Here is a 13,470-nt window from a genome sequence, read left to right as displayed (position 1 = left end):
GCCGTGGCCTTGCCCTTGCTGCGCGATGAGCTGAACCTGCTGCCCGGCCCGACCCTGCCCGATGGCCAACCCAGCTGGATCCTGCACGACCCGGTGCGCAACCTGTTCTTCCGCATCGACTGGCCCACCTTCGAGGTGCTGCAACGCTGGGGTTTGGACGACCCCCAGGCCATGGCAGACGACATCGCGGCGCACACCACGCTGCAGCTGGGGCGCGACGATGTGCTGGCGGTGGCCCAGTTTCTGGTGCAGAACCAGCTGGTGCAGCCCAGCGGTGCCCAAACCCCGCGTCAAATGGCCGACCGGCTGGCCCAGATGCAAGGCAGCCCGCTGAAATGGTTGCTGCACCATTACCTGTTTTTTCGCATCCCCCTGTGGCGGCCCGACGCCTGGCTGGGGCGCTGGCAAGGCGTGGCGGGTGCGTTTTACACCCGCACCTTCGTGTTCATGACCCTGGCCGCCTTGCTGCTGGGTTTGACCCAGGTGGTGCGCCGTTGGGACGTGTTCACCACCTCGCTGGTGGACACCTTCAACTGGGAAGGGCTGGTGTCCTACGGCGTGGCGCTGGTGTGCGTGAAGTTTTTGCACGAACTGGGCCACGCCTTCACCGCCAAGCGCATGGGTTGTCGGGTGCCTACCATGGGGCTGGCTTTTTTGGTGATGTGGCCCGTGGCCTACACCGACACCAACGAAACCTGGCGCCTGACCCATCCCCGCCAACGTTTGGCGGTGGCCTCGGCCGGCATTCTGACGGAGTTGGCCATTGCCGCCTGGGCCACGCTGGCCTGGGGCCTGTTGCCCGAAGGCGGCCTCCAATCGGCCGCTTTCGTGTTGGCCACCACCAGTTGGGTGGCCACGCTGGCCATCAACGCCAGCCCCTTCATGCGGTTCGATGGCTACTTCATCTTGTCCGACTGGCTGGATTGGCCCAACCTGCACGAACGCAGCTTTGCGCTGGCGCGCTGGCACCTGCGGCGGGTGCTGTTTGCCTTGAACGACGAACCGCCGGAACACTTGCCCGTACACCAGCAACGTGCGCTGATCGGCTTTGCCTGGGCCACCTGGCTGTACCGCCTGGTGCTGTTTCTGGGGATTGCCTTGCTGGTGTACCACTACTTTTTCAAAGCATTGGGGGTGGTGCTGTTCGCGGTGGAATTGCTGTGGTTCGTGTGGTGGCCTGTGGCGCGCGAACTGAAGGTGTGGCGGCAACGCTGGCCCGACATCCGCCAGCAACGCCGCAGCCGCTGGACAGGGGGAGTCCTGGCCTTGGTGCTGGGCCTGACCGTGGTGCCCTGGCCCGGCAGAGTGACGGCCAGCGCCATGCTGCACCCGGCAGAAATGTGGCCGGTGTTCGCCCCGTCTGGCGCGCGGGTAGAAGAACTGCCTTTTGGCGAAGGAGCGCACGTCCAGGCTGGCGACACCCTGGTTCGGCTTTATGTGCCCGACCTGCAGTTGCGCCGCCAGGCCCTGGAGGCGCGGCTCAAGCAGGCGCGCTGGCAAGCCGCCTCGGCCGCGTTCGATGCCGAAACCCGCAACCGCCTGTTGGTGCACGAAGACGCGCTGCAAACCGCCGAGGCCGAGTTGGTCAGCCTGGACACCGAGTTGCGCCACTACAACCCGGTCGCCCCTTATGCCGGGCGGTTGCGCGACCTTGACCCTGACCTGCGGGTGGGCCAGTGGCTGCAACGCCAGGAAAAGGTCGCGGTGCTGGTGCGCGACGACGGCCGCTGGCAAGTGGACACCTGGCTGGAAGAAGACGTGGTGCAGCGCGTGAAAGCCGGTGACCGCGCGGTGTTCATCGCCGACGGCCCCACGCATGCCAGTCTGCGGCTGCGGGTGGTGGCCGTGGACGAGGACGCTTCACGCGTGCTGCCTCGCCCGGAACTGGCCGCCCACTTGGGCGGGCACGTGCTCACCCGGGAAAAAGCGGGGCAACTGGTGCCCGAGCGGGCCATTTACCGCGTGACGCTGGAACCACAAGGCCCGCTACCGCCCGAGTGGCACCGTATGACTTGGCGGGGGCGCGTCACCATCCATGCCGACTGGAGCGCGCCCGCCAGCCGCTACCTGAAACAGGGCTTGGCGGTGCTGGTGCGGGAAATGGGCTTTTGACGCGGCGGGGTCAGGGCCGCAGGCCCAGCCCTTGGCACGCGTCCATCAACTCGGCGGTGCTGGCCACGCCGAATTTTTCGTACACGGCGGCACGGTGTTTCTTCACCGTGCCGGCCTGCACGCCCGTTTGCTCCCCAATGGCCATGTTGCCATGACCCTGCAAGATCAGGAAGAACACCTCTTTTTCCCGCTCGGTCAGCGTCTGGAACAGGCGGTTGGCGCGGGTCAGTCGCACAAAACGGTCGCGCTCGGCGGCGTCGTGCGCCAGCGCCTGGTCCACGGCGGCCACCAATTGCTCGCGGTTGAAGGGCTTGATCAAAAAGTCCACCGCCCCGCCTTTCATGGCGTCGATGATCTCTTGCGGCTGGCTTTCCCCACTGATGAACACCACCGGCGTGTGACGACCGATTTCCCGCAGCCTTTGCTGGGCTTGCACACCGCTCAATCCAGGCATGCGCATGTCTATCAGCACCACAGCGGGCGACAGGTCCATCGCCTGGTGGAAGAATACGTCGGCATCCTCGTAGGTGGCCACGCTGTAGCCGAGTTGTCGCAACAGGTCGCCCAGGTAAAAGCGCACATCTGGGTCGTCATCCACCAGGTAAACGTGGCCTTGCTGACGCATCACGGATGGAAATGAACAAAAAATGCCATGAGGTTCATAATATAGCAATCACTTATTCTGTCTTTACCCAATTGGATAGGCCCCCTGTGACAAATCCTGCCATGCCGCCGGGGGTGCTGTGCTGGCGGCCCGCTGCCGCGCCACCCGCAGACCCGGCTCCCACGTGATGCCCAGCAACTTCCCAGCGTTTCAGTTGCTGTTGGTGCTGAGCGCCACGCTCATCTTTGGGTTACCCGTGCTGGTGTGGTTGTTCATGCGCGGCACCCGCGACCGGGGCGCCCGCCTGTGGTTTTCCGCCGTGGCGTGCAACGCGGTGGCCTTGGGCCTGGTCGGCTACTGGGGACGATTTTCTGCCGAGGCCGCAGTGCTGTTTGTGCTGGCGGTGGGCCTGGCCCTTGAATCCATGCGTTGGGAACTGGAGCGCCCTGCCATCCCTTGGCGCCTGGCCGCCGCCACTTGGGTGGCTTACGCGGCGTTTCAATGGTGGCTGCAAGCCCAGGGCTTGCGCATGTCGGTGGGTTACACCATCAACCTGACGCTGCTGGTACTGGGCGATGTGTGGTTGATGGTGCTGCTGTGGCGGGTGAGCCGGCGTCACGACAGCCGTGGCCTGCTCATGGTGGCGCTGGGCATAGGTGTGGTGTTGTTGCCCAACGGGCTTCGGCTGTTTCAGGCGCTGGTGGATGGTGGTGGCCCCGACGCATTTGCCGGGTCACCGGCCACCAATGTGGCGGTGGTGGTGGTGACGCTGGTGTCGGTGCTGCATGTGTTGGGCTACGGGGGCTTTGTGATGGAAAAGCTGCACCAGCGGCAATTGGCTCACCAACTGGCAGAAGCGCGCGCCAACGAGCAGCAGCGACTGGCGGAACAGCACACACAAGAGTTGCAAGCCCTGGTCCGTCAGCGCGACGAAATGATTTTGCTGAATTCACGCTTTTCGGCGGTCAGCAATTTGGCCGTGTACAACTCGGCCATCGTCCACGAGATCAGCCAACCCTTGCAGGCCCTGCTGTCGATTCTGGACGGCATGAGCCTGCGCGACGCCGCTCCAACCGGCCAGCCGAACCCCAGCGTGCAACACGCCCTGACCATGGTCAACAAAATGGCGTCCACCCTGACCACCCTGCGCACCTTGATGGCCGGCCAGCAAGCCCCGCTGGAGCCGCTGACGTGGGACGAGGTGCTGGACGAATTGCTGCCGATTCTGCAAACCCAGGCCCAACGCCAACACGTGCGGCTGGAGCGGCGGACGGAAGACCCTTCGGGCGGTGTCGTCCGGGTCAACCGGGTGTTGCTGCAACGGGTGATTTTCAACGTGGTGACCAATGCCTTCGAGTCCTTGCGTGGCGACCAAATACCCGAGGGGCGCATCCTGCTGACCACGGGACAGGTTCAGGAACACGGCATGGCCTACGGCGTGCTCCGCGTGCAAGACAACGGACACGGCTTGCCCGCCGGTTTGGCGCTGAAACCGGGCTTGGCCTTGCAAACCACCAAAGACGATGGCGTCGGCGTGGGCCTGAGTTTTGCCCAAATGGTTGTGGAATCTTGGCGCGGGGAACTGCTGGCGTACAACGCCGTGGCACCGGCCGGCCAGGGGGCCGTGGTGGAAATCCGTTTGCCCCTGCTCACCTGAACCCGGACACCTGCACCGCTGCGGCCGCTTGGCACCCCGGCGGCTTTCCGTCGACAATACGCGGTTGCCCCCTTTTCAGGTTTTGGCCCACTTATGCTGCCCCACCAACTCGAACTGCTTTCCCCCGCGCGCGACGCCGACATCGGCATCGAAGCCGTCAACCACGGTGCCGATGCCGTCTACATTGGCGGGCCGTCGTTCGGGGCGCGGGCCAGCGCCGACAACTCGGTGGCCGACATCGAGCGCCTGGTGCGCCACGCCCACCGCTACCACAGCCGGGTGTTCGTCACGCTCAACACCATCCTGCGCGACGACGAACTGGAGCCCGCGCGCCAGCTGATCCAACAGTACCACGACGCCGGGGTGGACGCGCTGATCATCCAGGACATGGGCCTGCTGGAGCTGGACCTGCCGCCGATCCAGCTGCACGCCAGCACACAGACCGACATCCGCACCCCGGAAAAAGCCCGTTTCCTGCAAGACGCCGGGCTGAACCAGATCGTGCTGGCCCGTGAACTGACGCTGGCGCAAATTGCCGCCATCCGCGCCGCGACCGACCCCGCCCGTTGCAACCTGGAATTCTTCATCCACGGCGCGCTCTGCGTCGCCTACAGTGGCCAGTGCTACATCAGCCACGCCCACACCGGCCGCAGCGCCAACCGGGGCGACTGTTCCCAGGCCTGCCGCCTGCCTTACGAGGTGAAGGACAGCCAGGGCCGTATCGTGGCGCACGACAAGCACGTGCTGTCCATGAAGGACAACAACCAGAGCGACAACCTGCGCGCCCTGATCGACGCCGGCGTGCGCAGCTTCAAGATCGAAGGCCGCTACAAGGACATGGGCTACGTGAAAAACCTCACCGCCCACTACCGCGTGCTGCTGGACGAGATTCTGGAGGAACGCCCCGAACTGGCCCGCGCCTCGCACGGCGAGTGCACCTTCTTCTTCCGGCCCGACCCGAACCAGAACTTCAACCGCGAGTTCACCGATTACTTCGTCCAGGGCCGCCAGGAGGACATTGGCGCCTTCGACACGCCCAAGAACCCCGGCCAGGCCATCGGCTGGGTGACGAAGGTCCACCCCAACAGCGTGGACCTGGAGCTGAACGACCCGGCCACCGCCCTGAGCAACGGCGACGGCCTGTGCTACTACGACCTGCAAAAGGAGCTCGTGGGCCTGCAAACCAACCGGGTCGAAGCGCTGGGCCCAGGCCCGCGCAACCGGCTGTGGCGCATCTTCCCCAAAGACCCGATGGCCGGCTTCAAAGACCTGCGCCCGGGCACAGAAATCAACCGCAACCGCAGCATGGACTGGGTGCGCGCGCTGGAGAAAAAATCCGCCGAGCGGCGCATCGGCGTCTGGATGACGCTGCGCGACCACGCCGACGGGCTGACGCTGCAACTGACCGACGAGGCCGGCCACACCGGCCAGGCCCAGGTGGCGCTGGCGTTGCAAGCGGCCAAAGACCCGGTGCTGGCCACCGACAAGCTCCGCGAGCAACTGGGCCGGCTGGGCGACACCGTGTTCACCCCGCTGGACACCGCGCTGGAGCTGGCGCAGCCCTGGTTCGTGCCGGCCTCGGTGCTCAACGCTTTGCGCCGCGACGCGGTGGCGGCCCTGGAAGCCGCCCGCGCGCAGGCCCTGCCGCGCCTGCCGCGCGCCACCCCGGTGGAGCCGCCCACGCCCTACCCCGAGGACACCTTGAGCTACCTGGCCAACGTGTACAACCACAAGGCGCGGGACTTTTATGCCCGCCACGGCGTGCAGGTGATTGCGTCCGCCTACGAAAGCCAAGAGGAAGAAGGCGAGGTGAGCCTGATGATCACCAAGCACTGCGTGCGCTTCAGCCTGAGCCTGTGCCCGAAGCAGGCCAAGGGGGTGACCGGGGTGCAGGGCACGGTGCGCGCCGAGCCGCTGCAGCTCATCAACGGCAAGGAAAAGCTCACCCTGCGCTTCGACTGCAAACCGTGCGAGATGCACGTGGTCGGCAAGATCAAGCGCAGTGTGTTGAACCAGGTGCCGGCCAGCCCGCTGCGCTTTTACCGCACCCGGCCCACCGCCCCCACGGTGTGAACCGCCGCTCGCTCAGACGTAGGCGTTGAGCGGGGCGCGGTTGTGGCGCATGTGCAGCGACATGCCCAGCGCCGCCATGTGGTTGGCGTTGCGCCCCAGTATGGTCTGCGACAGCGGCAGGAACTCGGCCTCCTCGTAGCGGGCGTGTGCCTGGTATTGCCCCACCAATTGGTCGATCGCGGCCACGTCCACGTCGGCGGGTTGGCCTTTGGCGAGTTTTTTCAGGCCCGGCTCCAGCCGCTTCCACACCTGTTCCAGGGCGCGGTGCTCGTCGGTCAGCCGCTGCACCATGGCCTGCACCCGGGTCCATTCGGCGCCCTTCTCGGCGCTGGCCAACACCGCCGGGAACAGTTCGCGTTCCTCGTCCAGGTGGTGCTCGAAAATGGCTTCGCGGAAAAAATCCACCGCCTGTTCGGCGATCTCACGGGCCCGCGCCGCCGGGGCCAGCAAGGCCGGCAGCTCGGCCAGGGTGTCCAGTTTGCGCACGATGCCGGCGTGGCACTGGGTGAAGTCTTGGATGGGTTCGTCTTGAACGGGCGTGGCCAAGGTCATGGGGGAAAACTCCGGTGTGGGACTGGGAGCAGTCTAGTCCGGCCGTTTCCCCCCGGGTTTGACCCGCGTCAAGCTTCGGTGCCGGGGCGCGTCAACCCACCCATTTGCGGGCGTTGCGCCAGATGCGCATCCAGGGGCTGGCGGCGTCCAGCCCACCGCTGCGGGCCAGGTCGGTCCAGCTCATCTGGACGTTGCGGAACACGCGCTCGGGGTGCGGCATCATGGCGGTGAAGCGGCCGTCGGCGGTGGTCACCGCCGTCAGGCCGCCGGCGCTGCCGTTGGGGTTGAACGGGTACTGCTCGGTGGCGGCGCCGCTGTTATCCACGAAGCGCATGGCGGCAATGGCCTGGGCCGGGTTGCCGCGGTGCTTGAAGTTGGCGTAGCCCTCGCCGTGCGCCACCGCGATCGGCAGGCGGCTGCCGGCCATGCCCTGCAGGAACAGGCTGGGTGAATCCAACACTTCCACCATCGACAGGCGGGCCTCGAAGCGCTCGCTCTGGTTGGTGGTGAAGCGCGGCCAGGCCTCGGCGCCGGGGATGATGTCGGCCAGCTCGGCAAACATCTGGCAACCGTTGCACACACCCAGGCCGAAGGTGTCGGTACGGCCGAAAAAGCCCTGGAACTGCTCGGACAACACCGGGTTGAAGGTGACGCTGCGCGCCCAGCCGATGCCGGCACCCAAGGTGTCGCCATAGCTGAAACCGCCGCAGGCCACCACACCCTGGAAGTCCTGCAGGCGGGCACGGCCGGTCTGCAGGTCGGTCATGTGCACGTCGTGGGCGTCGAAGCCGGCCTCGTGGAAGGCGTAGGCCATCTCCACGTGCGAGTTCACCCCTTGCTCGCGCAGGATGGCCACTTTCGGGCGAGCCAGGTTCAGGTAGGGCGCGGCCACGTTGTCGGCCGGGTCGAAGGTCAGCGCCACGTGCAGGCCTGGGTCGCTCGGCACGCCGGCGGCGGCGTGTTCGGCGTCGGCGCAAGCGGGGTTGTCGCGCTGCTGGTTGATTTTCCAGCTCACGCTGTCCCACACCTGGTGCAGGTCGAACAGGCTGGCGCTGAAGACGCACTTGGTGTCGCGCCAGACCTGCAACTCGCCCTTGCCCAGGTCGATCGGGGAACTGGCCGGCCGGGTCTTGCCGATGAAGTGGCTGTGCTTGCTCAGGCCGTGCTCGCGCAAGGTCTGCATGACGGCGTTGCGCTGGGCGGTTTTCACCTGCAGCACCACGCCGAGTTCTTCGTTGAACAGCGCCTTGAGGGTCAGTTCCTCGCGCCGCGCGCTCACCTGGGCGGCCCAATTCTTGGCGTCGCCGGTGTCCATCCGGCTGTCGTGGATGCCGTCGCCTTCGGTCACCAGCATGTCCACGTTCAGGCTCACGCCCACGTGGCCGGCAAAGGCCATTTCGGCCACCGCGGCCAGCAGGCCGCCGTCGCTGCGGTCGTGGTAGGCCAAGATCTGGCCCTGCGCGCGCAGGGCATTGACCGCATCGACCAGGCGCTTCAGGTCCTCGGCGTCGTCCAGGTCGGGCACGGCGCCGCCGGGCTGGTTCAGCACCTGCGCCAGGATGGAGCCGCCCATGCGGTGCCGGCCCTTGCCCAGGTCCACCAGCACCAGGGTGGTGTCGTCTTCCTGCGCGTCCAGTTGCGGCGTCAGGGTGCCGCGCACGTCGGGCAGGGTGGCAAAGGCGGTCACGATCAGGCTCACCGGCGAGCTGACTTTCTGCGTGGCGCCGTCGGCCTGCCACTGGGTGCGCATCGACAGGCTGTCCTTGCCCACCGGGATGCTGATGCCCAGCGCCGGACACAGTTCCATGCCCACGGCGCGCACCGTGTCGTACAGGGCGGCGTCTTCGCCGGCCTCGCCGCACGCGGCCATCCAGTTGGCGCTGAGCTTGACGCGCGGCAGCTCGAACGGCGCGGCCAGCAGGTTGGTGATGGCTTCGGCCACGGCCATGCGGCCGGAGGCCGGGGCGTCCAGCGCGGCCAGCGGCGTGCGCTCGCCCATGCTCATGGCCTCGCCGGCAAAGCCGGCGTAGTCGGCCAGGGTCACGGCGCAGTCGGCCACCGGCACCTGCCACGGGCCCACCATCTGGTCGCGGTGGCTCAGGCCCCCCACGGTGCGGTCGCCGATGGTGACCAAAAAGCGCTTGGAGGCGACCGTCGGGTGGCTCAACACGTCGATGACGGCTTGTTGCAGCGCCACGCCGGTCAGGTCCAGCGGGGCCACCTGGCGCGACACGCGCCGCACGTCGCGGTGCATCTTGGGCGGCTTGCCCAGCAGCACGTCCATGGGCATGTCCACCGGGCTTTCGGCGCCCGCGTCGGCCAGCACCAGCTGGCGCTCTTCGGTGGCCACGCCCACCACGGCAAAGGGGCAGCGCTCGCGCTCGCAGAAGGCCTGGAACTGCGGCAACGAGGCCGGCGCGATGGCCAGCACGTAGCGCTCCTGGCTCTCGTTGGACCAGATTTCCTTGGGCGCCAGGCCCGACTCCTCCAGCGGCACGGCGCGCAGATCAAAGCGCGCGCCCCGGCCAGCGTCGTTGGTCAGTTCCGGGAAGGCATTGGACAGGCCGCCCGCGCCCACGTCGTGGATGGCCAGGATGGGGTTGGCCTCGCCCTGCGCCCAGCAGTGGTTGATCACCTCTTGCGCGCGGCGCTCGATCTCGGGGTTGCCGCGCTGCACCGAGTCGAAGTCCAGGTCGGCGGCGTTGACACCGGTGGCCATGGAACTGGCGGCCCCGCCGCCCATGCCGATGCGCATGCCCGGGCCGCCCAGCTGGATCAGCAGCGTGCCCGCGGGGAATTCGATCTTCTGGGTCTGGCGCGCGTCGATGCCGCCCAGGCCACCGGCGATCATGATGGGCTTGTGGTAGCCGCGGCGCAGCGTGTCCACGTCGCTGGCCACGGTCTGCTCGTACTCGCGGAAGTAGCCCAGCAGGTTGGGCCGGCCGAATTCGTTGTTGAAGGCGGCGCCGCCCAGCGGGCCTTCGGTCATGATCTGCAGCGGGCTGGCGATGTGCTCGGGCTTGCCGCCGGGCTGGTCGGCCCAGCCGTTCCACAGCTTGGACACGGTGAAACCGGTCAGGCCGGCCTTGGGCTTGGAGCCGCGGCCGGTCGCGCCCTCGTCGCGGATCTCGCCGCCGGCGCCGGTGGAGGCACCGGGGAAGGGCGAAATCGCGGTCGGGTGGTTGTGGGTTTCCACCTTCATCAGCACGTGCTGGGTCACCGTTTCCTTGGCGTAGGCCGGACTGGTGTCGCCGCCGGCCTGGGCCACGAAGCGCTCCAGGCGGTGGCCTTCCATCACCGAGGCGTTGTCGGCGTAGGCGATCACCGTGTGCTGCGGCGCCAGCTGGTGGGTGTTGCGGATCATCGCAAACAGGCTCTTGTCCTGCGCCGCGCCGTCGATGGTGAACTGGGCGTTGAAAATCTTGTGGCGGCAATGTTCGCTGTTGGCCTGGGCGAACATCATCAGCTCCACGTCGGTGGGGTTGCGGCCCAGCCCGTGGAAGGCGTTGACCAAGTAGTCGATCTCGTCGTCGGCCAGCGCCAGGCCCCAGGCCACGTTGGCCCGCTCCAGCGCTTTTCGGCCCATTTCAGGGCCCCCGCCCAGCACGTCCACGTGCTCCATCGGCTGGGGCTCCAGCTCGGTGAACAGGCGGTGGGCGGCGGCGCGGCTGTCCACGGCGCTTTCGGTCATGCGGTCGTGCAACAGCCCGGCCACCTGCTGCCACTGCTCGGTGCTCAGGCTGGCCTTGCCCAGCAGGCCCGACTTCAGCACCAGGCGGTATTCGGTGATGCGCTCGACCCGCTTGACCGCAAAGCCGCAGTTGCGGGCGATGTCGGTCGCTTTGGAGGCCCAGGGCGACACGGTGCCAATGCGCGGGGTCACCACCACCAGCGGGCCGTCGCTGGGGCCGGCGTAGGGCTCACCATAAGTCAGCAGGGCCTGCCACTTCGGCAACAATTCCGGGGGCAAGGGCTCCAGCGTGTCCACCAGGTGCACAAAACGGGCCGACAGGCCCACGATCTTGTCGCTGACGGCTTGCAGGCGGGGCAGGAGTTGCTGGGCGCGGAAGTTGCCGAGTGCGTCGCCGCCCTCGATCGGGGTGATGTGCTGGGTCACGGTGTGGCCTGAGTGAAAAGTAACCCCGAATTTTACCGGCAGATGCCGCCCCGACCCCGCCAGCCCAGTCTGAGGCAGCGCTCTGCACCTAGGGTTTACCTGAGTCGTTGCAACGACATTCATGCAGTATATTGCATGCTATCAAAGGCAATTTAGTGCATCACGCGGTCGCCGCGGCCACTCCAGACCCATGAAACTGAAGATCCTGGTGGGCACCACCACCCAAACCGCCGAAAGCGTGGCGCAGTCCATCGAACTGGATTGCGCCGACCTGGTCGAGCAGATCGAGGTGCAGTTGATGGATGGCCTGGACGCCTCGGTGTTTGACGAGCCCGCCCTGTTCCTGATCTGCACCGCCACCTACGGCAGCGGCGACGTGCCCGACAACGCCCAGGCGCTGCTGGCCAGCCTGTGCAGTGCCCCCACTTACCTGGGCCACGTGCGCTACGGCGTGATGGCGCTGGGCGACCAGGGCAGCTACCCCATGACCTTCGCCATGGGCGGCCGCCAGTTCGATGAGAAATTGACCGACCTGGGCGCGCAGCGCCTGGGCGAGGTCTGGACCCACGACGCCAGCAGCGGCGTGGTGGCCGAAGACGCCGGCATCGCCTGGTGCCGCGACTGGCTCACCAGCCACCTGCCCGCGCTGCGCGCCGCCGCGCCCCAGGCCTGACCCGCCTTCAGGGTAAGCCAGCATCGTGCCCCGACCCGTTCGCGCCTAGCATCGCAGCACCTTTTCAACACAGGAGACCCCCACATGACCACCCGCCGCCACGTTCTCACCCACGGTGCCGCCTTGTTCGGCGCCGCTTCCAGCGGCCTGCTGCTGCCGCAGCTGGCCTTGGCCCAGTCCAACAAGGTGCGGGTGGGCTTCATGCTGCCCTACACCGGCACCTTTGCCCAGCTGGGCGTGGCCATCGAAAACGGCTTCCGCATGGCGCTGGACGAACAGGGCGGCAAGCTCGGTGGCCGCGAGGTCGAGTTCTTCAAAGTGGACGACGAATCCAACCCGGCCAAGGGCATCGAAAACGCCCAGCGCCTGGTCCAGCGCGACCGGGTCGACGTGCTGGTCGGCACCGTCCATTCCGGGGTGCAGATGGGCATCCACCGCGTGGCCCGCGACACCGGTGTGCTCAGCCTCATCCCCAACGCCGGGGTGCACGCCGCCACCCGCGCCCTGTGTGCGCCCAACGTGTTCCGCACCAGTTTCACCAACTCCCAGCCCACGCTGGCGCTGGGCAAGGCCATGGTCGAACGCGGCCACAAGAAGGCGGTCTGGATCACCTGGAACTACGCCGCGGGCGAAGAGGCCTACGAAGGCTTCGAGCAGAGCTACACCGCCGCCGGCGGCACCATCGTGAAAAAGCTGGGCCTGCCCTTCCCGAACGTGGAATTCCAGGCGCTGCTGACCGAAATCGCCGCCCTCAAACCCGACGCCGTGGCTTGTTTCTTCGCCGGCGGTGGCGCGGCCAAGTTCCTGCGCGACTTCCACGCCGCCGGCCTGCACAAGACCATCCAGCTCTACGGCTCCGGCTTCTTGACCGAAGGCGTGCTGGAAGCCGCCGGCGAGGCCGCCAACGGCGTGCTGACCACCATGCACTACAGCGACTCGCTGGACACCCCGCGCAACAAGCAGTTCCGCCTGAACTACGCCAAGGCCTTCAAGATGCAGCCCGACGTGTACGCCGTGCAAGGGTACGACACCGGCCTGCTGCTGGTCCAGGGCGCCAACAAGGTCAAGGGCGACCTGTCGAACAAGAAAGACCTGTACGCCGCCATGGAGGGCGCCGTGATCGACAGCCCGCGCGGCAAGTGGACCATGAGCAAGGCCCACAACCCGGTGCAGGACATGTACCTGCGCAAGGTGGAAAACAAGGAAAACAAGGTCATCGGCATTGCGCAAAAAGCCGTGGCCGACCCGGCCACCGGCTGCAAGATGGCCTGACCTTGGCAGGCGGGGCCCGCCCCGCCGTGTCCGACGAACGAGCGGCGACCATGCCCCCGCATGCGTTGCGCCGCTCTTTTTTTGCCCGAGTGACCACCCATGGACTTCGCGAACTTTCTGATCCAGCTGCTCAACAGCCTGCAATACGGCCTGTTGCTGTTCATGCTGGCCGCCGGCCTGACGCTGATCTTCGGCATCATGGGCGTGGTCAACCTCGCCCACGGCAGCTTCTACATGCTCGGGGCCTACATGGCGTGGTCGCTGTCCAGCGCCTTCGGCAGCCTGTTCTTGGCCATAGTGGTCGGGGCGGCCCTGTCGGTGGTGCTGGGGTTGGCACTGGAATGGCTGCTGTTTCGCCACTTCTACAAGCGGGACCACCTCGACCAGGTGCTGCTGACCTTCGGCCTCAT

At 66.8% G+C, this 13,470-nt stretch carries 9 protein-coding genes; 6 read left to right on the top strand and 3 right to left on the bottom strand.

Going from position 1 to position 13,470, the window contains the following annotated elements:
- Positions 1-3: 3 nt before the first annotated feature.
- Positions 4-2,112, top strand: coding sequence for an HlyD family efflux transporter periplasmic adaptor subunit (locus HA630_RS14150; RefSeq protein ID WP_371809253.1), 2,109 nt, complete (start codon positions 4-6; stop codon positions 2,110-2,112).
- A 10-nt stretch (positions 2,113-2,122) separates the two neighbouring features.
- On the opposite strand, the gene HA630_RS14145 is transcribed toward HA630_RS14150, so the two are convergent.
- Complete coding sequence (locus tag HA630_RS14145) at positions 2,123-2,737, bottom strand: response regulator transcription factor (RefSeq protein WP_166835458.1); 615 nt, start codon at positions 2,735-2,737, stop codon at positions 2,123-2,125.
- Positions 2,738-2,903: 166 nt separating this feature from the next.
- Here HA630_RS14145 and HA630_RS14140 point away from each other — a divergent pair, with 166 nt between their 5' ends.
- Together HA630_RS14140 and HA630_RS14135 are read left to right on the top strand one after the other, a co-directional pair.
- The gene (locus HA630_RS14140; protein WP_166835456.1) at positions 2,904-4,373 is read left to right on the top strand and encodes a sensor histidine kinase; all 1,470 of its coding nucleotides are present in this window, start codon (positions 2,904-2,906) and stop codon (positions 4,371-4,373) included.
- A 93-nt stretch (positions 4,374-4,466) separates the two neighbouring features.
- Positions 4,467-6,446: a U32 family peptidase gene (locus tag HA630_RS14135; RefSeq protein WP_166835454.1), complete on the top strand. Its 1,980-nt coding sequence runs from the start codon at positions 4,467-4,469 to the stop codon at positions 6,444-6,446.
- A gap of 12 nt (positions 6,447-6,458) precedes the next feature.
- Here the strand turns inward: HA630_RS14135 and HA630_RS14130 are convergent, their stop codons facing one another.
- Together HA630_RS14130 and purL are read right to left on the bottom strand one after the other, a co-directional pair.
- Positions 6,459-6,998 (bottom strand): hemerythrin domain-containing protein, encoded by a 540-nt coding sequence (locus HA630_RS14130; protein WP_166835452.1) that lies wholly within the window; start codon positions 6,996-6,998, stop codon positions 6,459-6,461.
- Positions 6,999-7,089: 91 nt separating this feature from the next.
- On the bottom strand, positions 7,090-11,115 hold the full coding sequence (gene purL / locus HA630_RS14125) for a phosphoribosylformylglycinamidine synthase (protein ID WP_166835450.1): 4,026 nt from the start codon (positions 11,113-11,115) through the stop codon (positions 7,090-7,092).
- A 190-nt stretch (positions 11,116-11,305) separates the two neighbouring features.
- Between purL and HA630_RS14120 the strand changes: the two genes are divergently transcribed.
- The 3 genes from HA630_RS14120 to HA630_RS14110 form a co-directional block, all read left to right on the top strand.
- Positions 11,306-11,788 carry a flavodoxin domain-containing protein gene (locus HA630_RS14120; protein WP_166835448.1) on the top strand — a complete coding sequence of 161 codons (483 nt, stop codon included), beginning with the start codon at positions 11,306-11,308 and terminating at the stop codon, positions 11,786-11,788.
- Between the two features lie 84 nt (positions 11,789-11,872).
- Positions 11,873-13,060, top strand: coding sequence for an ABC transporter substrate-binding protein (locus HA630_RS14115; protein ID WP_166835446.1), 1,188 nt, complete (start codon positions 11,873-11,875; stop codon positions 13,058-13,060).
- A gap of 99 nt (positions 13,061-13,159) precedes the next feature.
- The coding region (locus tag HA630_RS14110) for an ABC transporter permease subunit (protein ID WP_407061936.1) at positions 13,160-13,470 on the top strand (311 nt) is incomplete at its 3' end.

It is taken from the genome of Aquabacterium sp. A08, from assembly GCF_011742065.1.
Note: the sequence above shows the minus strand (reverse complement) of the source record. Positions and strands in the feature narration are given on the sequence as shown.